Annotated in this window: 16 protein-coding genes; 7 read left to right on the top strand and 9 right to left on the bottom strand. The window is 39.4% G+C overall.

Translation table 11 applies throughout. The features are described from left to right. Positions 1 to 246: 246 nt before the first annotated feature. The 4 genes from gyrB to ACRD64_RS19100 all read right to left on the bottom strand — a co-directional run bounded on the left by gyrB (position 247) and on the right by ACRD64_RS19100 (position 9,540). Positions 247 to 2,217: a DNA topoisomerase (ATP-hydrolyzing) subunit B gene (gene gyrB / locus ACRD64_RS19115; protein WP_430935069.1), complete on the bottom strand. Its 1,971-nt coding sequence runs from the start codon at positions 2,215 to 2,217 to the stop codon at positions 247 to 249. Between the two features lie 337 nt (positions 2,218 to 2,554). After that, positions 2,555 to 4,243 (bottom strand): Na/Pi cotransporter family protein, encoded by a 1,689-nt coding sequence (locus ACRD64_RS19110; protein WP_430935068.1) that lies wholly within the window; start codon positions 4,241 to 4,243, stop codon positions 2,555 to 2,557. A gap of 240 nt (positions 4,244 to 4,483) precedes the next feature. Next, complete coding sequence (locus ACRD64_RS19105) at positions 4,484 to 6,241, bottom strand: TonB-dependent receptor (protein WP_430935067.1); 1,758 nt, start codon at positions 6,239 to 6,241, stop codon at positions 4,484 to 4,486. A gap of 236 nt (positions 6,242 to 6,477) precedes the next feature. Next, on the bottom strand, positions 6,478 to 9,540 hold the full coding sequence (locus ACRD64_RS19100; RefSeq protein ID WP_430935066.1) for a tetratricopeptide repeat protein: 3,063 nt from the start codon (positions 9,538 to 9,540) through the stop codon (positions 6,478 to 6,480). Between the two features lie 510 nt (positions 9,541 to 10,050). Here ACRD64_RS19100 and ACRD64_RS19095 point away from each other — a divergent pair. Further along, positions 10,051 to 10,785 (top strand): cell division ATP-binding protein FtsE, encoded by a 735-nt coding sequence (locus ACRD64_RS19095; RefSeq protein WP_430935065.1) that lies wholly within the window; start codon positions 10,051 to 10,053, stop codon positions 10,783 to 10,785. A 9-nt stretch (positions 10,786 to 10,794) separates the two neighbouring features. On the opposite strand, the gene ACRD64_RS19090 is transcribed toward ACRD64_RS19095, so the two are convergent. Continuing rightward, positions 10,795 to 12,138, bottom strand: a complete 1,344-nt coding sequence (locus ACRD64_RS19090) for an amidohydrolase family protein (RefSeq protein WP_430935064.1) — start codon at positions 12,136 to 12,138, stop codon at positions 10,795 to 10,797. 198 nt (positions 12,139 to 12,336) lie between these two features. Between ACRD64_RS19090 and ACRD64_RS19085 the strand changes: the two genes are divergently transcribed. Together ACRD64_RS19085 and ACRD64_RS19080 are read left to right on the top strand one after the other, a co-directional pair. Beyond that, positions 12,337 to 13,236: an EamA family transporter gene (locus ACRD64_RS19085; RefSeq protein WP_430935063.1), complete on the top strand. Its 900-nt coding sequence runs from the start codon at positions 12,337 to 12,339 to the stop codon at positions 13,234 to 13,236. A 145-nt stretch (positions 13,237 to 13,381) separates the two neighbouring features. Beyond that, positions 13,382 to 13,930, top strand: coding sequence for a WcaF family extracellular polysaccharide biosynthesis acetyltransferase (locus tag ACRD64_RS19080; protein WP_430935062.1), 549 nt, complete (start codon positions 13,382 to 13,384; stop codon positions 13,928 to 13,930). A gap of 210 nt (positions 13,931 to 14,140) precedes the next feature. On the opposite strand, the gene ACRD64_RS19075 is transcribed toward ACRD64_RS19080, so the two are convergent. Then, positions 14,141 to 15,190: a hypothetical protein gene (locus tag ACRD64_RS19075; protein ID WP_430935061.1), complete on the bottom strand. Its 1,050-nt coding sequence runs from the start codon at positions 15,188 to 15,190 to the stop codon at positions 14,141 to 14,143. Positions 15,191 to 15,511: 321 nt separating this feature from the next. Here ACRD64_RS19075 and ACRD64_RS19070 point away from each other — a divergent pair, with 321 nt between their 5' ends. The 3 genes from ACRD64_RS19070 (at position 15,512) to ACRD64_RS19060 (ending at position 19,757) form a co-directional block, all read left to right on the top strand. Then, positions 15,512 to 17,188, top strand: a complete 1,677-nt coding sequence (locus tag ACRD64_RS19070; RefSeq protein ID WP_430935060.1) for a sensor histidine kinase — start codon at positions 15,512 to 15,514, stop codon at positions 17,186 to 17,188. 103 nt (positions 17,189 to 17,291) lie between these two features. Further along, positions 17,292 to 17,990, top strand: a complete 699-nt coding sequence (locus tag ACRD64_RS19065) for a response regulator transcription factor (RefSeq protein ID WP_430935059.1) — start codon at positions 17,292 to 17,294, stop codon at positions 17,988 to 17,990. A gap of 159 nt (positions 17,991 to 18,149) precedes the next feature. Next, the gene (locus ACRD64_RS19060) at positions 18,150 to 19,757 is read left to right on the top strand and encodes a cation:proton antiporter (protein ID WP_430935058.1); all 1,608 of its coding nucleotides are present in this window, start codon (positions 18,150 to 18,152) and stop codon (positions 19,755 to 19,757) included. A 48-nt stretch (positions 19,758 to 19,805) separates the two neighbouring features. Here the strand turns inward: ACRD64_RS19060 and ACRD64_RS19055 are convergent, their stop codons facing one another. From ACRD64_RS19055 to ACRD64_RS19045, 3 genes are all read right to left on the bottom strand, one after another. Then, a complete protein-coding gene (locus tag ACRD64_RS19055; protein ID WP_430935057.1) occupies positions 19,806 to 20,708 on the bottom strand; it encodes a hypothetical protein in 903 nt (300 codons plus the stop codon). A gap of 104 nt (positions 20,709 to 20,812) precedes the next feature. Then, positions 20,813 to 21,007, bottom strand: coding sequence for a YwbE family protein (locus tag ACRD64_RS19050; protein ID WP_430935056.1), 195 nt, complete (start codon positions 21,005 to 21,007; stop codon positions 20,813 to 20,815). Between the two features lie 20 nt (positions 21,008 to 21,027). Beyond that, the gene (locus ACRD64_RS19045; RefSeq protein WP_430935055.1) at positions 21,028 to 21,753 is read right to left on the bottom strand and encodes an NUDIX hydrolase; all 726 of its coding nucleotides are present in this window, start codon (positions 21,751 to 21,753) and stop codon (positions 21,028 to 21,030) included. 159 nt (positions 21,754 to 21,912) lie between these two features. Here ACRD64_RS19045 and ACRD64_RS19040 point away from each other — a divergent pair, with 159 nt between their 5' ends. Next, the gene (locus ACRD64_RS19040; RefSeq protein ID WP_430935054.1) at positions 21,913 to 23,400 is read left to right on the top strand and encodes a mannitol dehydrogenase family protein; all 1,488 of its coding nucleotides are present in this window, start codon (positions 21,913 to 21,915) and stop codon (positions 23,398 to 23,400) included. The last annotated feature ends 102 nt before the right edge of the window (positions 23,401 to 23,502 follow it).

The raw sequence follows: 23,502 nt of genomic DNA, 5'->3' as shown, positions 1-23,502 counted from the left end.
CCGAAACGAGGCATAGCATCGTTATGGTGAGTTGAAGTGAAGCAGCGGAGTGTCTTGTTTTAAAACAATTTCAATGTGTAATAGATTTTCTAATGCATATTGCGGGTTTAATAGGCGCAATAAAAGTATCTATAGAAAGATCTTACAACGAAGGATATAACAAGTTTTTTGTGGAAAGAGAGCAATAAAAAAACGTCCTGATTGAATCAAGACGTTTTTATATAAAAACTTTATTTAACCTGCCAATTATGCATCAATATTGGCGTAGGTAGCATTTTCTTCAATAAACTCTCTACGAGGTGGCACATCATCTCCCATTAACATTGAAAAAACCCTGTCTGCTTCTGCCGCACTTTCGATGCTAACCTGGCGTAATGTTCTTTGTTCGGGATTCATAGTCGTTTCCCAAAGCTGTTCGGCGTTCATCTCACCCAAACCTTTGTAACGCTGTATGTGCACCGAATCTTCTTTTCCGCCACTAAACTTAGTGATAAATTCCTGTCGCTGTTGCTCGCTCCAACAGTATTCCTCATTTTTGCCTTTTTTACAAAGATATAAAGGAGGTGTAGCAATATACAAATATCCATTTTTAATTAAATCCTTCATAAAACGGAAGAAGAAGGTCATAATTAAAGTTGTAATATGGCTACCATCCACATCGGCATCGGTCATGATCACCACTTTGTGATATCTGAGTTTTTCAAGATTTAATGCTTTACTATCCTCCTCGGTTCCAATGGTAACCCCCAGAGCGGTAAATATATTCTTGATTTCGTCATTTTCGAACACCTTATGCTGAAGTGCTTTTTCCACGTTAAGAATTTTACCTCTTAACGGCAAGATGGCCTGAAATCGTCGGTTACGTCCTTGCTTGGCCGTTCCACCTGCCGAATCTCCCTCTACCAGAAATACTTCACAATTTGCAGGGTCCTTATCTGAACAATCCGACAATTTACCTGGCAAACCTCCTCCGGACATGACCGTTTTACGCTGCACCATTTCGCGAGCCTTACGGGCAGCATGACGGGCAGTAGCCGCCAGAATCACCTTATTGACAATCACCTTGGCATCTTTGGGATTCTCTTCCAAATAATGGGTTAAAGCAGTACTTACCGCCTGGTCAACCGCCAGACTCACCTCTGAGTTACCCAACTTGGTTTTGGTTTGCCCTTCGAACTGAGGTTCTTGCACTTTAACCGAAATTACAGCAGTTAATCCCTCGCGGAAGTCATCCCCGGCAATATCAAACTTAAGCTTGGATAACATTCCTGATTTATCTGCCCAAGTTTTTAAAGTACGGGTTAACCCCCTGCGGAAACCGGTAAGGTGGGTACCCCCTTCAATGGTGTTAATATTATTCACATAAGAATAAACGTTCTCACCAAAGGAAGTGTTGTACTGAATAGCCAACTCAACCGGAACGTCATTTTTCTCGGTTGTGATATGAATTACATTCTCAGTCAGTTTTTCCCGGGTTTCATCAATAAACTCAACAAACTCCTCCAAACCTCGCTCCGAATAAAACTCTTCGGACTTCTGATTTCCTTCTTCATCCAGCTCACGTTCATCAATCAGGTAAATTTTTATTCCCTTGTTCAAGTACGCTAGTTCCCTTAAACGATTGGCAAGGATGGAATATTTATATTCGGTGGTATTAAAGATGGAACCATCCGGGGTAAAAATAATCTTAGTTCCTGTCACATCGGTTGTTCCCAACTCCTTAATTTCTCCTTGCGGTATACCAATACAATATTCCTGCTGATATATTTTACCATCTCGGTGAACCTCAGCTTTAAGATTGCTTGAAAGTGCGTTCACACAGGATACCCCCACACCATGTAAACCTCCGGATACTTTATAAGAATCCTTATCGAATTTACCTCCGGCGTGTAATACCGTCATTACAACCTCCAATGCCGATTTGCCTTCTTTTTCGTGGTAGTCCACCGGGATTCCACGACCGTTATCCTTAACCGAAATTGAGTTATCTTCTTGAATTATTACTTCGATGGTATCACAGTGACCGGCCAAAGCCTCATCAATGGAGTTATCCACAACCTCGTAAACCAAGTGGTGCAAACCCTTTACACCAACATCTCCAATATACATGGCAGGTCGTTTGCGAACCGCCTCTAATCCTTCCAGTACGGTAATACTATTGGCTGAGTAACCGTTTTCCTGATTCTGGTTGTTTTCGTCAATAATTTCTTCGCTCATCAATTATAGATTTCTCGTATGAAAACTTTTTCTTTATTATGCTTTTACAAAGGATATTATGCCATTTGCAAAGCCCTACAAAGATAACAAAAATAGTGGCTCAAAAAAGCAGTTAAGGCATGTTTTTATTAACATTGTATCTAACTATATATCTGTGCATTATAAAGATTTTAACAGCTATATTTTCTGACCTTGAAAATATCTAATAAATCCAAGTTAAATTCCTTTCAAAAAGTAGGTGGGGAAGATACATTAAAATGGTAATTTAGAAACCTTACAATAGTGCATTGAATATTTTCGATCCTTAATTGAAAACTCCTTCTTACACGCGATAAAACTACTCAGTAACCTCGGCTATTGAGCTACTTACATCGTAAATATAGTCCCCCATTTTTTCAGATTCCGAGAAAATATCTTTGTAAAGGGTACCAATACTATATGAATACTTTTCAGTTTCGATATTTCGTACGTGATCTTTCCTTAACCTATTGCGGCACTCATTAATTTCGTTCTCAATTTTTTTGGCATCCGCTTTTTTAACACCACCATTTGTCATATTCAGATTTTCGATCATTTTATCCATTGCTTTCTCAATGAGAGAGAACATCGATTCTAATTCCGATTTCATTTCGGCAGTAAATGGCGTATTGTTTTCACGTGCTCGGGCAATGGCACATGCAATATGCACACAGGAATCCCCAACACTTTCAATTTCATCGATTACACGAAACATGGAGCTTACCCTTTTGGCCGATCTCTTACTTAATTCACCTTCCGCGACTTTGGTTAAATATTTTGCGATAGAAACTTCCATTTCATCACTTTTCACCTCACCATTCTTAACTTTGTCAAGCTGCTTTAAAAACTTGCGATCTTTGGTTTCGTTCAGCATATTTCCCAGTCTTTTGAAAAGCTTCTTGGTTTGTTGGGCATATAGAACAATTTCCTTTTTTGCCTGCAACACGGATAATTCACTGGTACTTAGCATACCAAATTTAATGTACTTCAGCCTAAACTCATCGTCTTCTTCTTGATCCGGAACAATCCTTTTAACCAGGTTAACCAAATACTTTACAAACCAAATCTGAATCAGTACATTAAAAACATTAAAAAAGGTGTGAAATAACGACAGGGCTACAGGCACTGCACCTGCACTTGTAAATGCGGATTTACCCGAAAAAGTTTGTGCAATTGAATCGACCCCCTTTAAGAAAAATGGAAATATCATTAACACCCAAACAACACCTACCACATTAAACACAAGGTGAAGTCGTGCCGCCTTTTTAGCTGTTGAGTTGGCAACCATGGCTGCAAGATTGGCGGTAATAGTGGTCCCAATGTTTTCGCCCAAAACCATGGCTGCTGCACTATCAAAACTGATCCAACCATTATTACACATCACAAGAGTTAATGCCATAGTGGCACTCGATGACTGTATTATAACTGTTAACAAAGTACCTATAGCCAGAAATATCAAATGCGAACCAAACCCCATCTCGGTAAAATTCTTTAAGAACTCAAGCACCTCGGGATGATCACCAATATTAGGGACACTCGACTTTAAACTCTCCAGGCCGACAAACAACAGTGCAAAACCAAGTAATACCTGCCCCCAGGATTGATTGCGGGTTTTTTTAGAAAAAACCAAAGGAAAGCCTATTCCAATAATGGGATAGGCCAAAATGCTCATTTTTACTTTAAAACCCAGGATTGAAATAATCCAGGCCGTGACGGTAGTTCCAATATTAGCACCCATGATCACCCCTGCTGATTCGGACAGGGTAAGCAATCCAGCATTGACAAAGCTCACAATCATTACCGTAGTAGCACTTGACGATTGAATGATAGCCGTAATTGACAACCCAGTAAGAACACCCGTGACTCTGTTCGATGTCATGGCAGCTAAAAAGCCTCTGAGTTTACTGCCTGCTACTTTTTGAAGTGCTTCACTCATCAGTTTCATCCCATATAGAAATAAACCGAGTGATCCGATTAAGGTAAGAAAGTCGAGAATTGTGTAGTTCATTTTCGCAATTTTGTCGATGCGAAATTAACCATTATTACAAAAAAACAAAATCTCAAAACCTATCTATTAATCCCAAAACTGGTTTTGACTCTTAACTGCTTCTACAAGCAGTAATTATTCGTACACATATAGGAATAAGTTTTGTCTGGTTTTAATATAAATCAACAATCCTTTGACGAAACAGTATTCTCAGGTCAAGTGTTACACAGTATTTAATATTAAGTTGTAACTACTACTTCACTAAAAAGAATACCCTACACCGGCCCTCATATTTAAACCTTGCAACGGATAACCATTATATTGGTAATACTTGGCAATAAGCAGGTTGTTTACATTGGCAAACAGTGTCCATTTTGAGCTCATATAGTAGTTTACTCCGAGATTTAGATCGACAACACCTTTTAGCTCCTTTTCGGAGCCGTTTGTTACATCCAAAGCATATCTTCTACCGATAGAATACAGGCCAAGGTTAACCCATAAATCCTCCATTAACTCATAGTTGGCAGATACTCCCAGCTCCATTTCCGGCTTATGCCAGGCCTGCTTAAGGTTATCCATGTTCCAACCGTTGTATTTTCCTTTTAAAAGGAGGTTGAAGCCGGATGATGGTTCGTATTTCAACTCACCAGAAACACTCAACAGGTTACCATCATCGTATACAACGTCGAATATATTAGACTGATACATTTGCCCTGAAGCAGATGACAAAGGGCTGGTGTCGGAATAAGAGCGGTTCACAAAAAAATGTTCATTATCGAAAGTAGAATAGTCCAAACGGGCGGTAAAGCTTGTCTGTGAGCTAAAGTTCCCGCGTAATCCCCCAAACAAGTGGATACCATGAAAACTATTCTTAACATTTTGGTCGGCTGAAACAAATCTGTTTTCGCGCTGTACTCTTTCATAATTATTCACGTAGTAATCGCCTTTGATCCCGGCAAATGCAGTTACAATGCCTTCGGCAATTTCCAAATCGGCCTCTAAGTGCGGTGCCACATTAAAGTCATCGTCCTGCCCGCCTAACTGGGCAAAAATATCCAAACCCACTTTTACGTTAGCCCCTTCAAACTGGAAACCAAGCGCCGGTGATAAGTTTACCACCGTCATATTTCTGTCTAAGAATTGATAAAGCGGAGAAATAGAATCGGGTACTGAAGTTCCGTAATAATCGAAACCACCGATTACATCTATAAACATATCATTTATAAAACCACGAACCTTACCGTTTAAGCCAAAATGGTTTTCCTTAACACCAGTCACATTACTAAATGTCCCGAATGTAAAGTTGGCATCAAAAGGTGTAGCAGAATCGTCCAAAACTTTATTGTTTAAACCCACTGTTAAATCAAACGAACTCAATCGCTGCCTTTCATCCACCATTAAGTCTTCGCCTAAAACAGGTGTCATCGAATACGGGTACCCATAATAGTCAATCGTTTCATCCAAATTTTGATAACCGTAATAATGATAGATATTATGCAAGAAATCAGCATCGATGGAAAGCGTATAATCTTTCCAAAACCTGCGGAAATAAACTGATGCCCAAGTATCGTGAAAAGGTGCATCCACTTTTGAATCATCCTCGAGCTTTACATCGCCTCCCGAGCTTATATGTCCTAAATTTAAGCCAACGGCAAATTCCTCTGAACGAAGCAGGTTGTAATTTAGCTCTCCGAACAACGTCACGTAATTTCCCAAACCGCCTTTTACATACGATTTATCCAAAACCGTTTTACGTTCCGGCGTTAATCGCGCCGCTGAAATAGGCTCCACAGCTAAACCTGCGGACATTGCCTTTGAGAGGATGTTATAGGAGAAATTAGGATCAAAACTCGCTTCATCCACCTCATTTACAGGCAGCTCATTAATTTTATACGCGTCGGATATTATGGGATTGTATTCTCTTACTACCTTCACGTCCTTGTTCAATTCCTGCCCGTTTACGGACAGGGTGCCAAGAACCGAAATGGCTAGTAAGGATATTTTATTGATATGCTTCATTTTAACCATATTAATCAAATTCAAGATGCAGTACCTTTCCTCTAATATTCTACCCTTTTTTCAAGAATATTAGGATTAAGCTACGTAAACAAAAAAATTTTAATTTATTGTAATTTGCCCATTAAAAAGACAAAGTTGTAAAAGATATTTAAGTCAAAAAAAGTATTGAAAAATTTTGCCCACTAACCGAGATAAGTTAAAACCCTTTGGATTTCGGCTTATTCTAGTTCGGTTTATCACTGGATATTTAAAGAATCTGCCGACTCTTCCGCCGTTGATACGGCCATTTTCTTTTCGAGGCTGGCCAACCGTTTCGCTACCATACCCTGAACATCATCTTCACCTTTATAATTTTCGGTAATACTTTGCAGGTACTGTTTGGCCTGGAAATATTCCCCGCTGGACTCATAAACATCCGCCAACACAATAAAGCTCCTTGCCAACCAATATTGATGCGAGGTGCCTTTGTTAGCAAAGTCAAAAACCTCATCCTCGGCTTTTTTCTTATCTCCGGTATCGTAATAATGTTGCGTGATTAAATATTTGGATTCAGCACCTTCGGCGCTTTGCGGGTTTTTGGCCAATATCATATATTCTGCCATGGCGTTTTCAGTATCCCCTTTCATCATATGTGCGCCTGCTTTAATAAATCGGGCTTCACGGACAATTTCACCTGCAACTTTAGGGTCATCCAATACCGTTTGGGCCGCTTCTATCGAATTATCAGCATCCGTCAGTTTTGCATAACATCGCAACATTCCTATCCTGGCCTCCATCTGGTTGGCTTGAATTTCAGCCACTTGCTCCAGCTCCCGGAAGTTCTTGAGTGCCTCCCGATAACTGTTCATGGCATAATTGATTTCTCCCGACCGAATCAATGCATCTTCGGTAAAAATATTTTTCCCGCGTGAGGTAACATAGCGGTATGCTTTTAAGGCATCGGTTTTATCACCTTGCTTATACAAACAATCGGCCATATAGTAATTTGCATTAAGCACAAACAGTCCTTGCGGATACCTCTTTAAGTATTGTTTAAAATTTTTAATCGCTATATCGCACTTGGCCTCCATATAATAACGTTCTGCCGAAACATAACTGAGCGAATCTTGCTCATGTTCATCCACCCGTGCAAAACTTCCCAGTGTTTTGGTATACCTGACATAACCATCCAAATCGTTTCGGTCCATATAAATGTTACGTATTCCCAGCAAGGATTCCGTAGATTCCTGTGTGCCGGGAAACTCGTTTACCACACGTTTGTAGAAAGCCATGGAATTGTCGTAATCGTTGGCATTATAATAAACCAAGCCCAATTGTAGCATGGCCTTTTTGGCATAACTGCTGATAGGATATTTCTCTTTTATCGTTTTATAACTTTTTATGGCATTGTCCAAATCGTTCAGGGCAACATATGATTTTCCCATTTCGTAAAGGGCATCATCTACATAATTGGAGTTTTGATATTTGTGAATCAAGTCGTTCAGCTCGGAAATCTTTTGTTTATGCTGTTTAAGTATCCCCAATGAAATACCCTTCTGGAACAAGGAATAATCCGGCGTACCTTCAATAAAAGCTTCCCCTTGTTCATAATAGTTAATGGCTTGTTGGAAATCGCGCTGCACAAAATAACAATCACCAATACGGTTATAGGTGTCTCCAACCGTAGCGGCTTCTTTGTCCATTTCCAATTTTACATATTTTCGCCACCACGATTTGGCATTTTCGTAGTTCTTGGACTTAAACTCGGCGTAACCAATGTTGTAATGTGCCAACGCGAAGTATTGCGTCTTGTAACTTCCCGGCATCAAAATAAAATCGTTATAATCCTTCACCGCCGCCGTAAAGTTGTTTAATCTGTATTTGGCTTCGCCCCTCCAATAGTATGCCTTTACCTTTAAGTCGTTGTCATACTTATCGTATTGCAAGCTATAATCAAATACTTTGATGGCCTCTGAAAACCTTAGGTTGGTAAATAAATCAATGGCATGATGATAAGCTACCCGTTGAATCGCTTTATAAACCCCGGCATTCTTAATATTTATTTGCTCAAGTGCTCCAAGTGCCTGTTCATAATTTTTGGTGGTCAGAAAAACCTTCCCCAGGTAATCGTAGGCCAAATCAATCTTATCGCTCTCCGGAAACATTTCGATAAAACCCAACAGCGAAGTTATAATCTCGTTAAACGGGGAGTATGACAACTCATAGTTTAGCTTGATGGTATTAAACAAAGCATCTTCCTGGATATCTTTGTCAAAATCAAGCTTAGATGCCGCTTCGAAAGCAACCCGAGCCCGTTTTTTGTCATTTAACCTAAGGTGGCAATCGGCCAAATGATAGTAGGCGTTCTGCGCCATTTCATCGTTGGCAGAAGTGACCATACTTAAGAACTCGGCTGCCTTAGCGTAATCTTTCCGGTAATAATAGGCAAACCCCAAATGGTAATAATCTTCGCGGCGGGCATTTTCCGACAGTTCAATGGTTTTCTCGAAATACACTGTTGATTCTGCATAATCTTTTTTGGCAAAGTATGATTCGCCCACAATTCGAGCCATATCTGCCTGACGCTTTTTAGCGCCTTTCTCCATCATCGGTAAGGCATATTCGATAGATGCATCGTAATCGCCTTTTAAGTAATGAATTTGTGCTATGTAATATGGCACCACCTTTTTAAAGGCTTCCACATGTTCCAGTCGTCTAAACCCTTTAAGCGCCGTTTCGTAGTTTTCTTTTTGATATTGAATGTGCGAGTAATAATAATTGGCGGCATCATAATATTTACTGTCTACATCTTTCAGGTCGTAGAAATATTGGTTGGCCACATCGTACTCTTCCTCCATAAAATGGCAATATCCTTTCTTAAAAAAGTATGCATATCGAGTTTCATCGTCCAGTTTCCGTTCCTTAACATCCTCGAACTTGCGTAATGCTTGCCTGTATTTTTTGCGATTCATCTGAATATCACCCAGGTGGAAATACGCAAATGCTTTCCTATTACTTTCGGGATGCTCCATAACAAACTTTTCGAACAGGTATTGGGCATCGCCGTTTTCCAATTCCTTAGCACAAATAGCCCTGTAGTAATAGGCTTCGGAAATTAAATTAGAACCGGCCCGAACAGAGTTAGCGATAAATTTTTCGAACTGCTCACGGGCTGAACCAAACTTATTTAAGCGGTACAGTTCCAGCGCCTTGTCAAATTCCTTTTCCGGTTGCCGGAACCCGACGGATTGTTGAGAGAATACATGCATGCCTAACAAAAAAGCAATAACTGTAACGGTAAGGTATTTAGTATTTATCATTCAATAAACTTTTATTTCTGAATATTCGAAACCGGCATGGCCGCCTGCCAACCACAGGCAGAAAGCAAAAAATCAGGTCACTCAGAAGGATGATTTTAAATTACATTGCCATCAGAATTTTACAAATCCTCAAACCTATAAAACCTGCATTTTCTTCTTTCGGGGCATAAAGATAAAAATTTTAACCTATGCTGTTTCATCTTCTGCCTATTGAATCAAGTACTGTACCAAAAAATAAGAAAACACTCCTTCGCAGTGGTCCGTTTTAATATCTACGTGTTAAAACGTAACAAAAACACAATTTATTTTTTTAATTTCACCCAATAATTCTAATGCACCTTAATAATACCGATTCGTTAATGACATAAGCATTGCATTTACACCCCCGAAATAATCGGGGCATGCTATAAAAAACTGTGATTAATCTTCCGCAGTTTTGCGGAACAGGTCATCGGCATTGTACCAAGTGCTAATTGTATAATCAAAGTGTTATAACAGTACATTTAAGAAATGAGCAGCAAGCAATCCCTTCCTATAGAAAATAAACAAAACAACATTGTGGAGTTTAAAAATGCCATTATCCGCCACCAGGAAAACATTGTTTTAAAGGATGTTAACCTGAAAGTAAAAAAGGGTGAATTTGTTTACCTGATTGGGAAAGTGGGTAGCGGTAAGTCGAGCTTGTTAAAAGCCATGTATGGTGAGGTATCGGTTACCGAGGGATCTGTGTTTTCCGTTGGCTATAATCTCAAAAAAACCAAATCGAGCCAGATTCCTTTTTTAAGGAGAAGAATGGGAATCATTTTCCAGGACTTTCAATTACTGAGTGATCGTTCTGTTTATGAAAACCTGAATTTTGTGCTTAAAGCGACGGGTTGGAAAAACAAAAAGGAAATGGATGTGCGTATACGTGAGGTGCTGACTCAAGTTGACATGGTGCATAAAGGCTACAAAATGCCCCACCAACTATCTGGAGGAGAACAACAACGCATAGGCATTGCCCGAGCCCTGTTAAACGAACCGGATTTGATATTGGCCGATGAGCCCACAGGAAACCTGGATCCTGAAACCACAGACGACTTAATGAAGCTATTGTTGAAAATTTCAAAAATGGGGAAAACAGTAATTATGGCTACCCACAATTATGGCATGTTAAACAAATACAAAGGCAGGGTTTTAAAATGCGAGGACACACATCTAAAAGAAGAGGAAAATAAAGGATCGAAAAACAAGTCGTTAAAATAATCCTTATACCTATAATACTAATGGAGCGGTTCTGAACACAAACGTGCCGTCGGAGTGTTTTGGATAAAACGATTCTCCATTAAATACCATCCTACCCTTGGCGAATACAAAATCGGGTCTGCCGCGTAACTTATATTTTTTGACCGGAATTCCTTTCGCATTTGTCATTGAACAATATAAATTTCTATCAAAAGTGGGATTCCATATTACAAAATCGGCGTCAGCACCGGGTTGCAACACGCCTTTTTTTGGCCAAAGCCCCATAATTTTAGCTGGTCGGGTTGATACGATATCTACCATATCCAGAATATTTATTTTTTCTTCACCTACACCGACGGTGTAAAGCATACTCAAATAATTTCGCAAATAGAAAAACTTGTCGGGTCTATTAAAAACCAGTGCTTCATCAGGCTCCTCCTCAATAGCTAGATTAAACGAAGGCGGATTGATGAGGAATCTCTTGTCCTTTACTAAATGCCATACCTCCTCTTCATTGATCGGTCTTAATCCATTATCTGAGGCTAACTCCAACAGGGTCTCCTTTCCTTTCTCCCTAACACGATCTGATAGGCCAATGGAGAAAGGCATACTTAAGCTCACAAAGAAATCGCCGCCATGATCTATTCCTTCACGAATCATATCCAACTCCTCTTTGAACTTTACATTCAAGAACATGAGCGGGCACCCATACTTTAGCCCCATCTCTACCAATATGGATAAAGCCTCGAAATGGTTCCGTAAGGCAAGTGGTTTGTTCAATTTAATATCATCCGCTTCGCTTTTCTCCGTTTCGGGAATCACCAAATCGCTAATAATTAGAAGATGATTGTTAGCCGCTCTTTTGACAATGGATTCCAATATGTTAACGTTCACATTCTCCAACAGTGACACATTCAAGAGGAACGTGGAGATACCTTCATGAATATAACTATACTCGAATGCGTTTGACATGCTCGTTTTTAAATCGGAGAAGGTTAAATGAAAACCATAATCTATCAAGTTTCTTTGTGCTTTTTCCTTTGCTCTGTAGATATTGTACAGGTAGTTTTTTTTGTTATAGTCCTCAACCGAATCAAGCATGGTGGTGGTACCATTGTAAATCTCTGCCTGATTTAGTTTTTTTAATTCCTCCGGCGACGCTTCTTCCGAACTCAAATCCAGGAAATGACGGTTCATATCAACCGCACCGGGCATCACATATTTTCCTGTCGCATCAATAACCGGAGTTTCGCTGGTAGGTCTTTCAAGGTTTAAACCTATTTGCAGTATCTTATTTCCACCCACTAAGATATCCTCGGCAATAATAGCCGACCCTTGCACCACAAAACCGTTTTTAACAACAAGATAATTCATCAAAGCCATTTAAATGATTGGATATAACTTTCACGCTTAATCTGGAAGAAACACCCAGAAGAGAAACTTTACATCTCCATTGTTCTCTTTTTCTAAATTTACGTTAAATATCTTCATTCTACAAAACAAAATGATAATATCTTAAGCCTAATTCGCACAAATCTCTATTTTTGTGCACTTAACACTAAACTATTGTATATGTGGTGGTTTTTGGCAATAGTATCTGCATTGTTTTTGGGTATTTACGATGTCGTTAAAAAAGTATCGGTAAACAACAATGCAGTGCTTCCTGTACTACTTTTTAGCTCATTGAGCGGGGCTATTTTTTTTGTCCCTATATGGATTGCTTCGCAAACACAAACCATTTCCATCAACAACCTGTTTTATATTCCACCTATCACTTTTAAAGAGCATGCCATGCTTTTTCTGAAGTCGGCCATCGTGGTTACTTCCTGGATATTTTCGTTTTTTGCATTGAAGCACTTACCGCTTACCATCGTTTCACCAATTAGGGCCACGGGACCGCTCTGGACACTGGTTGGCGCTATCATCATATTTTCCGAAAGGCTTACCACTTATCAATGGATCGGCATCCTAATTACATTGACCTTTTTCTACATGTTCTCGATTGCGGGAAAAACGGAGGGGATTTCTTTTAGAAAAAACAAATGGGTTTTCTTTTTGATCCTGGGAACCTTGTTTGGGGCGGTAAGTGGATTATACGACAAGTTTTTGTTGAGACATATTAACCGGATGGCCGTTCAATGTTATTTTACTTTTTATCAAGTGGTTCTCTTTGTACCATTGGTTATGGCAATATGGTGGCCAAACAGGAAGAGAACTTCCGCTTTTGTTTGGCGGTGGAGTATTCCTTTGATCGGTTTGTTCCTGATTGTCGCAGATTTCTTTTATTTTTATGCATTGCACATTCCCGAGAGTATGATATCCATTGTTTCTGCATTGCGAAGGGGAAGCGTTGTTGTGGCCTTTGCGTTTGGCGCTTACCTTTTTAAAGAAAAGAACATTAAAATAAAGGCCATATATCTTTTGGGAATTTTGATTGGCATTGGATTTTTGATTTTTGGAACAAGTCGCTAACGCATTGCCATAAATCACATTGGTTACTGGTCATGGGTTGTTCGTAACTAATACGTTAAACATAAAGCAATTGCATTAGGGTTAAAGCTTTGCCAGAAAACCTTAACCATTGACGGTTAACTATTGAACATTAAACTAATTTATAATGAAACAAACCAATTTATCGAAATATGACAATAGCTGGTATCAACCGGGTGGCATGATTAAAAAAATGCTTTGGTACTTCGTAAATGTCCTGTTTTTTATCAACCCATTGAACCCATCCTCTGTGCTAAAGAAAATGTTTTTAAAAATGTTTGGAGCAAAAATTGGCAGTGGGGTGGTCATTAAACCGGGTGTCAACATTAAATATCCCTGGAAACTGACCATTGGCAACAATACCTGGATTGGAGAAAATGTATGGATCGACAACCTTGACCAAGTTACCATTGGTAAGAATTGTTGCCTTTCGCAGGGTGCAATGTTGCTTTGCGGTAATCATAACTTTAAAAAGGAGACTTTTGATTTGATGATAGGCAGGATTGTGTTGGAAGATGGAACCTGGATTGGCGCCCGGGCAACGCTTACACCAAATACTATTTGCCAGTCGCACGCTGTAGTTACCGTTCAATCTGTTGCCTCGGGAAAGCTTGAGAAATATTCAATTTACAAAGGTAACCCGGCCATAAAAGTCAAAGACAGGATTATTGAATAATACCTAATCCGGGTTCAAATGCCCATTACGAACCTCTAATTGATGATCCGCGTAAACACAGCATTATAAGATTATATCCCTATAGCCATTGGGACGGCTATGGCCTGCTGACATGAAGGATTTTTTCAAATTACAAATGCCAGATTTCAGTTTATTTGAACCGGCCTTTGCCTAACCTAAATCCCTAATTTAAACCTTGCCTTTTGTCTTCTATTCCTGAATTAGCCTACCGAACATCTTTTTGTCGCGTATAACAACGAAATAGTATGGGCTTATGGCCTCATTTATCTCAATATCCTTGATATAGGTACCCGAAAAGTTTTTCAGTGTTTCATCGAAGACCACCTGTCCGTCCCTGGCCAGGATAAGCACTTGCAAGTCTTCTTTATCTTCAAAGTCCAGCGACATACCAATTGTTTTTACCTGCTTACCGAACTCTTCTTTAACTATTATATTGACCTCAATATTTTTGGGCTTCAGAGCAGGTGCCGTAATCACCTTTGGTGAAATACCGCCCTTCACCAATATTTCCGCATCCGAAATAGCGATTTCTTCCACATGTTTGCGCTCATAATCTCCTGGTCTTAAGCGCTTATTGTTTTTTTCTATTATAACCTGCTCGCCCGGATGTTTGACTCCATGCTTTTGATGGTAGGCAATAATATCTTCGCGTTCTTCATCACTATCATTATAGCGTTTAATCACTATAGGTTCGCCGTCTTTTCCTTTTCCTTCAATTAATATTTCTTTTTTAATGACGGTTCTTCCATTTTCCGTTACCGAGTCCATTTTAACCTTTATATTCATCCCTTTGTGATGCAAGGAGTCGAGGTACTTTTCATCCAATACCCAAACCCGCTTTCCAGGTTTTCTATGGTACGAATCTAAAATCTTCTCGATTCTCTTGTCGTCGAGACTCAATTTGCGAAATGTGAACATGGAATCTATTCCATGCTTAAAATCAAAATCGGTATTAAAATTAAAATGCTTCCGCATGGAATCGGCATTAAATGCCATCACCTTAATTTTTTTATCCAAATCTTTGTCGAGCGTTGAAAAGATGCTATCCAGTTTCTCGTGCATCTTGCCCAAATCTTGCACATCGAACATGGTACTATAAAAGCTGTTCTTTAAAGTGGAATCGCTGCCGTCCTTATGAACTGTTATCTTCACTTCGTTTTGCTGAGCAAGAATAGATATTGGAACAAAAATAGCTGCCAACACCATTACCACTCCGGTTTTAATTTTTTTTGATTTCATCACAAGGGGTATTAAGTGAATATTATTTTAAGTATGCCAATTCCCCGAACCATATTACTCTCCTTTTTTCATTCTCCTGCAATACGTTTTTTTTCCTGTAGCTTCCGCCATAACAGGACACGTTCCGCCCGTGCACTTTGCCTCGTATAAAAACCTCTAAAAAATATTAGCTCGTTTAACTGCCACACCTTGACAAGACTTAAGTTTTTCGACCATTTAAAGGTAAGCAAGTTATTCAACAGCACGGGTTAAGGTCGGGTTAAAATCAGTTAATGATTAGTTAAAGTCAAATCAGCAGGACGAAAATACTATATATTTACATTGGAAAACGACACAGAGGCACTTTTTGAGCATTTTGAAGACACAAAGGAGATGAAGAAAAAATCGTTTACAGGGTTAGTGGCATTAATGAGCTTTTCCTTATTGGGCATAATCTTGGTTCAGTTTTTATGGATGAACAATGCCATTAAAGTTAGAAAAGAGAAATTTAACGCAACAATTTACGATGCGATGAATGCAACCGTTCAGCGTATGCAACGCGAACAACAAGCCAACTATTTTTTCCGGCAATTTATACCGCAACGGCACTCCTCCATTACCCGGGAAGATACCTCAAAAAAAAATAGCACACCTTATTTTCCCATGGCAGGAAACAAACAGGACAGGCTATCGCCCGAGGATCTTTTACCGAAAAAGAAATCAACTTTATCACCCTATAACAGAGGCCATATTGAAACACACATCGAATTTCAGCAGCATGGTAAGTCAAAAGAAGTAATCATAGCCCAAAATAATTTTGACATTAATAATGAGGAAGATATTTATCGCGCGCAAAAAGCCCTACAGCTTTGGCAAGATTCTATTAACAGGGTTATCAAAAAGAGTGGCGACTTAAGCGCCCTTAACTTTATTAACCAATTCAGTTTTGAGATAGAAAGACGAACCACAAACCCAACCGACCGGATTGACACAGAAAACCTAACAAGAATTCTAGACTATGAACTGAAGGCTCGGGGCATCGACCTGAATTACGAATATGCTGTGATTAACAAAAACAATGGTGTGCTGACTCAATTATGCTCTCATAAATACAACCGGGACAAAAGCGATTTTGGCTTTGTGGCGGACCTGTTTCCGGATGATCTGATTCGCAGCTGGTCGCCCTTGGCACTGGACATCTATTTCCCCAATCAGAACTTATTTATCTACCAGTCTTTAAATATTTTGCTTGGCTCTTCGTTGTTGTTTACCCTGTTTATTCTGATTACCTTTTACTTTACTTTCCGAACCATTCTAAACCAAAAGAAACTATCCGAAATAAAATCGGATTTTATCAACAACATGACGCATGAGTTTAAAACCCCAATTGCGACCATAAATTTGGCCACCGACAATATTGGCAATCCTATCATAATTGACAAACCTGAACATATATCTCCTTTCCTTAAAATAATAAAAGAGGAGAATAAGCGCATGAACAATCAGGTGGAGCGCGTGTTGCAAATGTCGTTGATCGAAAAACAAGATTTTCAGTTGGTACAAATCAAAGCCGACTTACATGTTTTAATCAATGAAGCTGTTGATAAAATTAAGCTATTGGCAGAACAGAAATCGGCTGAAATAAAAACCAACCTTCGGGCCGATCTCACCGTTTTTAATGTGGACGAGGTACATTTTACAAATGTGATTATGAACCTGTTGGAAAACGCATTAAAATATTCGGAGAAAACACCCAAAATTGAGGTGAGCTCCCAAAACACCAAAAGTGGGATAGAAATTAGCGTGACTGATAACGGCATAGGAATGACCAAAGAACAGCAGTCCAAGGTTTTTGAAAAATTCTTTAGGGCGACCAAGGGCAACATCCATAATGTAAAGGGCTTTGGTTTGGGCTTAAGTTATGTCAAAGCCATCATCGATCAGCATCAAGGAAATATTTTTGTAAAAAGTAAACTGGGAGAAGGTTCCACATTTAAGCTGTTTTTGCCGTTTAGTTAACAGATTTTTCATACTTTCGTTCTGATACTAAAACGTGGCGTCTTTAACAGATAAAATGGATCGCCGCCAGCTTTTACCACAATCGGATTAAACATAACGTAAAATGGGTGATAAGAAAAAAGTTTTTATGGTTGAAGACGACCAAAACTTTGGAACGGTAATGAAATCATATCTCGAGATTAATGGTTTTGAAGTTACCTGGGTTAAAGATGGCAATAATGCCTTAAGGACTTTTTTAACAGGTCATTTCGACATTTGCATTTTAGACGTGATGCTGCCGAACGTAGACGGTTTTACCATCGGCAGGGAAATAAAAGCGAAGGAAGAAGAGATTCCTTTAATATTTTTAACAGCCAAAACACTCAAGGAAGATATACTGGAAGGCTTTGGCATCGGCGCCGATGATTATGTGACTAAACCATTCGACTCGGAAATACTGATTGCCAAAATAAACGCTATCCTCAACCGAAGTTCCAATAAGGAAGGCGAGAACACGCCCAGCCTGTTTCAACTTGGCCGAATTGAGTTTAACTTTGAGCTTCGAACCCTTACCTCCCCCGATACCGTAAACCAACTTTCTCCCAAAGAAGCAGAATTATTAAAAATGCTGTGCCTGGATCTGAACAAAGTGATGCCGCGCGAAAAAGCTTTGAAAAGCATTTGGGGCGAAAATAGTTACTTCACCACGCGAAGCATGGACGTGTACATTACCAAATTAAGGAAATACCTAAAGGAGGAACCCAGGTTGGAAATCGTGAATATCCACGGAAGCGGTTATTTATTAAAACTTCAGGATTCGTAAAACATGCACTGAAAGCTTAGTGTATGGAGCTACACTGAACTAGCGCGAATCAACACCAACAGCAAGCTAATCACAAAGCCTAAAACAGGACTGGCATCAGTAAAAAAAAACATACCAAAAAACATTGTAACTTACGAACTAATATTTACCTTTTATTCTATGAATCTGGATTCGCTTTGGATGGGAATTGCTTTTGGACTAGGCTATTTAATGCGAAGAATAGGATTGCCCCCTATGCTCGGATTTCTGCTGGCCGGATTCTTACTTCACAGCATTCATGCCGAACACGGTCAGCTATTAGACGGCATTGCCGATATTGGGGTTATTTTGTTGCTATATACCATTGGGCTTAAGCTTAAACTTAAAACACTGGTACAAAAGGCCATTCTTGGCGGCAGCCTAATGTCAACAACCATTGCGGTTTCCATCACCGTTTTACTGATTGGCGTATTGACTTTTACCCCCCTCCCTTATTTTACCGGACTTTCTTTTAAACAAATACTCATTATTTCGTTTGCGTTAAGCTTTTCGAGCACTGTTTTTGCCATTAAGATATTGGAAGAGAGAGGGAACCTGAATACGGCTGAAGGAAATGCGGCTATTGGAATATTGATTATTCAGGATATTTTGGCCGTACTCTTTCTTACATTGTCCAAAGGCGAGTCACCCTCGGAATATGCGTTCCTTTTGTTACTAACCCCCTTACTGCGCCCCGTATTACTTTACATCCTGAAGCGAACCGGTCACGGGGAAATGCTTACTTTGTTTGGATTTTTCATGGCTATATTGGGATCTGAGCTTTTTGGCATAGTAGGTTTAAAACCCGATTTGGGCGCCCTGGTCTTTGGCATGATCATTTCCAATCACGAAAAATCCGACGAGCTGGCCAAGAATTTGCTGAACTTTAAAGATTTCTTTTTGATCGCATTTTTTCTGAGCATTGGATTTAGCGGCACCCCCAATTTTAATACTTTAGTAGCAGCTGTAATCATATCAGTCATTGTTATTGCGAAACCTTTTATTTATCATTTTTCGTTAAGCAAATTTGAATTCCCTGTTCACTCCTCTTACTTTGCTTCCATTTCGTTGACCAACTTTTCGGAATTTGCTTTGATCGTTGGTGTCTTGTCCGTGAAAAAAGAGTGGATCCCCAACGATTGGCTAATTATTATTGCCTTGGGCATCTCCATATCTTTTATCATCTCATCGTTATTGAACAGCCGAGCGCACGTTATTTTCAAAAATTGGAAAAAGCTGATCAATTCATTCGCCAAGGTTCACTACGAGGATGTGAAAATTCATTTTGACGACGCTCAAATCCTTATTATTGGTATGGGAACGGTAGGTGCAAATATTTACGATAAAATTGAAGATAGCTTTAACAAAAAAATTGTGGGGCTGGATTCGGACGAGAATAGGATTAAACAACATGAAAAACGAAACAGGAAGGTTGTACTACACGATGCCACCAATATCGATTTCTGGGATAAAATTTCGCCCCAGGAACTAAAAATTGTGGTATTGGCCCTCCCCGACTTTGAGAATAATATATTTGCGATTAAACGGCTGAATACGCTAAACAGACCTATAGAAATATTTGCCACTGCGCGATACAACGATCAAATTGAAATGCTTCATGAGGCTGGAGCACACCATGTTTTCAATCTTTACGAGGAAGTAGGAAAAGGATTGGCCGATGAAATCATAGAAAGATCCCCATACCTGCTGCATCCTGATGAACCAAAAAACAACCCTATGAACGCTTAAAATTCGGCAACTTGGTGACGCTCGTCAAGCAACTAATTACCAACGCAACTAATCATTTACTACGTCCCATTCGGCAATTTTTTTTGCGCAACTGTTAATATCGGATGATATACCCACTACCTTAAAAATCTTCAATATGCTTAAATCACTTTTAAACAGAGGTATCCGAAACCTCCCATTCAGTATATAAGCTTTGTGTCCCTGAACCAGAATTTCAATGGGTAAGGATGAAATACAACCAGCCCCCATTAATTCCAACATCTCCCTTTCTGGATTGTCTTTCCCATGAAACGCGACCCCCAAAACAGCAATTTCTTTGTCTTCAAACAATAGCTCGTAAACCAATTCACAATCACCGGTTCCCTTCAGCAGATTGCTTTTTATGGTGGCAACGGCTTCAAGGAACTCATCATATTCGTTTAATTCGATTACATTTTTATAACGGGGCATGGTCGGCATAAAATGGTATTCATTCAATTCTTCCTCGGGAATATCCCTGCCATAATATTTAGAATCCACAGCCAAAGGGGAAAGCGCCTCCTTCACCAGGGAATCCGTCATGGCTGTCATTTTAATAGCTTCGTGACGGTTCGCACTTTCATTAAAGTAAGCATGTTTAATATAATAAGGATTTAGCATAGTTATTTCGGTTCTATCACCCTCCCTTATTAAACCGATTTTTAGCGTCGAACCAAACGCGCCCTTATCGGTAACCGCGGTTGCCATGCTGGTCAGTTCGTCACAAGAAAAAACGATAACGCAAAGGTTGTTGTCCCGGTTAGGATGGTACATGCCCAACACCTCAAATTCATGTCCCAAAAGTAATTTGGTAACTTCAGCGGTTAGCTCGGGCACCGATTTATTTGAATGTCCTATTTTATAGTAAGGTTGTACAGCCCCAATAGACACAAACAACATGATGAATATTGTTGAAGTTATTAGCCTCTTCATTCCCTATTGAATTAAAAAAATTGCCCCTAAACATACATAAAGTGGCAAGATAACAAACTAATTTAAATTTAACAGTTATTAACAAATCAAATTCATAGGCATTTTTAAAGTATTTTTTTTACGCGGCCAACAATACCCGATTCCATCATTACTTTAATGCCATGTGGATGGCTGGGGGAATTGGTCAGTATTCTTTTAACAAATCCATGCGTCAACTCACCTGTTCGTTGGTGATGTTTCTGAACTACTTCTACTTCCGAACCTATTTGAATATTTTTTCTCAGTTTACCGTCACTCATACATTATAATTATTACAGTATTAGATATTAATAATATACCCCTCGCCACTTAACCTTTCGTACACATCTTTGCTAAACATATATAGTTTAGCCGGTTTTTTTGATACCCCTAACCTTTTTTCTTCCAGCGGAACTATATAACTTTTACTCAATGCCTTTTTTCTGAAGTTTCGGTTGTCTATTTTAATATCCAAAACCAGCTCAAATGCAACCTGCAATTCATTCAAAGTAAATTTATCAGGAAGCAAATCAAAGATAATGGGTTCCGTCATTATCTTTTGTTGTAGATCAGCATAAGCATCATCAATTAACTGCCGATGATCAAAACCTAATCCGGGCAATGATTTAATTGGAAACCATTTTGATGTTTCGAGCTTTATTTTTATTTTATCCATAGGTAAGAGAAAGTAATAGGCCACCGTCATGGTGCGAGGGTTGCCCCCTCTGCTGCGCACCCAAAACAAATCTTTATCGCTCTGAATACGGGAAGGATTACCATAGGCCCTAAATTGTTTTTTGTAGACCTCGCTAAACCCGCTAATTTCCCTAAAAATCCTGTCCGCACATTCATCCAATGTTTCACTCTTAAAAATATGATGTCCGGTGACCACCCAATCGTCAATGACAGGATAAGCGTCCGTAAACATATTGAGGGTACGCTTGCTCAATAATATATTCAAGGAATCTGAAGCCAAACCAAAAATCACACAGTCAACCGATACATTGTCAATTTTTCTGAAATCCATATTTCAAACGTTAATAGTACGTTTTGTTCCAATTTAGTACATTACAAATGTAGTATTCTACGATTAATATTCCCAATTTATACTATTCATTCACATTTTTCGTGTAATTTTACACGGTACGTAATAGCTACGTTTGAAGTCATCATACATTCAACAATTATGCAAAAGTTCCATTATCTCAACCAGGAAAACCTGGGTTTATTGCCAGCAGATGTAATTACGCCAACTTTTAACCGCGACAATATCACCACCAGCATTGTTCATATTGGCGTAAGCAACTTTCACCGCGCGCACCAAGCTTACTACACAAATGAACTAATGGACAAATACGGAATTACGGATTGTGGTATATGTGGCGTTGACCTATTGGATTCTGACCGAAAGATATATAGTATATTGAAAGATCAGGATGGCCTTTACACCCTTATTACCAAGTACCCTAATGGACAGAACAAGATTAAGGTTATTTGTTCCATCGTCGAATATTTCTTTGCCCCGGAAAATCCCATGGCGGTCATTGAAAAAATGGCACACCCCGATATACAGGTCATATCGTTAACCATAGCCGAGGACGGATACCATTTGAACGAAATAACCGGGAAGTTTGACATGGACCACCCTGTGGTTGCCGAAGACATTAAAAACCCACTCTCCCCCAACACCGTATTTGGATATTTGACCCAAGCCTTAAAGCTGAGGCAACAAAGAAAAATTGGAGGATGCACCATTATTTCATGCGACAACATACCAGCCAACGGAGATACAATGAAAGGTTCGCTTTTTCATTATATTGAAAGGGCCGAACCGGAATTGTTACACTGGGTAAAAAACAATGTCACTTTCCCCAATACCATGGTAGACCGAATTACACCTGTAACCAGAACGGAAGATATTGAGAATTTAAAGACCGGTTATTTAACCGAAGACCAATGGCCTGTGGTTTGCGAGCCTTTTGCTCAATGGATTATCGAGGACCATTTTGCTGCTCAAAGACCCCCATGGGAAAAGGTAGGCGTTCAATTCACCAGGAACATTGAACCTTACGAGAACATGAAGCTGCGGTTATTAAATGCCGGGCACAGTATTCTGGGAATCCTAGGAACATTAATCGGCTACAAAACCGTTTACGAAGCAGCTTGTGACGAAGAATTGATGCTTCTACTTGAAGACTTTATGAATGAAGAAGTTGCCCCGACACTAGACCAAGCTAAAAAAACAGATTTCACCAATTACAAACAAAATGTGATCACACGTTTTCAAAACCCACACATCAAGGATAGTCTCACAAGGATTTGCAAAGAAAGCTCCGCAAAAGTACCGCTCTTTATCTTACCCACTATTAAAGATCAACTAAAAAACAAACGGAATATTACCAGAGGTGCATTTATCATTGCCGCCTGGTGCAAATACAACGATGGAGTGGACGAAAACGGAATCAGCTATGAAATTTCGGATGCATTAAGCGATATTTTAATTCGTACAGCTGCCCTATCCCATCAATCACCCATCCGTTTTTTGGAAATAAAACCTGTTTTTAAAGAATTGATAAACGAAGATATTTTTGTGGATGCCTACTTAAAGGCGATTGAGGCGCTAAGGAGGAAGCCTGTAAAAGCATGTCTCATGGATCTTAATTCAATGACCTAAAAAAAGCAGTGCCTGATTTATGTTTATCCTAGGAAAACAAGAACAGCGGAGCTGTTTCAATCCGATTCATCGGTGAAATCTACGGACAAAAGATAAAAAAGC

The sequence above is a fragment of the Saccharicrinis sp. 156 genome, from assembly GCF_050589685.1.
Classification (GTDB): Bacteria; Bacteroidota; Bacteroidia; order Bacteroidales; family Marinilabiliaceae; genus Saccharicrinis.
This window is presented reverse-complemented; position numbering and strand designations above follow the sequence as displayed.

Coding starts and splice junctions, on each gene's coding strand:
- ACRD64_RS19040 (WP_430935054.1), top strand. CDS start 21,913: ATGCAAAAGTTCCATTATCTCAACCAGGAAAACCTGGGTTTATTGCCA.
- ACRD64_RS19075 (WP_430935061.1), bottom strand. CDS start 15,190: ATGAAATCAAAAAAAATTAAAACCGGAGTGGTAATGGTGTTGGCAGCT.
- ACRD64_RS19065 (WP_430935059.1), top strand. CDS start 17,292: ATGGGTGATAAGAAAAAAGTTTTTATGGTTGAAGACGACCAAAACTTT.
- ACRD64_RS19055 (WP_430935057.1), bottom strand. CDS start 20,708: ATGAAGAGGCTAATAACTTCAACAATATTCATCATGTTGTTTGTGTCT.
- ACRD64_RS19090 (WP_430935064.1), bottom strand. CDS start 12,138: ATGAATTATCTTGTTGTTAAAAACGGTTTTGTGGTGCAAGGGTCGGCT.
- ACRD64_RS19060 (WP_430935058.1), top strand. CDS start 18,150: ATGAATCTGGATTCGCTTTGGATGGGAATTGCTTTTGGACTAGGCTAT.
- ACRD64_RS19045 (WP_430935055.1), bottom strand. CDS start 21,753: ATGGATTTCAGAAAAATTGACAATGTATCGGTTGACTGTGTGATTTTT.
- ACRD64_RS19095 (WP_430935065.1), top strand. CDS start 10,051: ATGAGCAGCAAGCAATCCCTTCCTATAGAAAATAAACAAAACAACATT.
- ACRD64_RS19105 (WP_430935067.1), bottom strand. CDS start 6,241: ATGAAGCATATCAATAAAATATCCTTACTAGCCATTTCGGTTCTTGGC.
- ACRD64_RS19085 (WP_430935063.1), top strand. CDS start 12,337: ATGTGGTGGTTTTTGGCAATAGTATCTGCATTGTTTTTGGGTATTTAC.
- gyrB (WP_430935069.1), bottom strand. CDS start 2,217: ATGAGCGAAGAAATTATTGACGAAAACAACCAGAATCAGGAAAACGGT.
- ACRD64_RS19100 (WP_430935066.1), bottom strand. CDS start 9,540: ATGATAAATACTAAATACCTTACCGTTACAGTTATTGCTTTTTTGTTA.
- ACRD64_RS19110 (WP_430935068.1), bottom strand. CDS start 4,243: ATGAACTACACAATTCTCGACTTTCTTACCTTAATCGGATCACTCGGT.
- ACRD64_RS19080 (WP_430935062.1), top strand. CDS start 13,382: ATGAAACAAACCAATTTATCGAAATATGACAATAGCTGGTATCAACCG.
- ACRD64_RS19050 (WP_430935056.1), bottom strand. CDS start 21,007: ATGAGTGACGGTAAACTGAGAAAAAATATTCAAATAGGTTCGGAAGTA.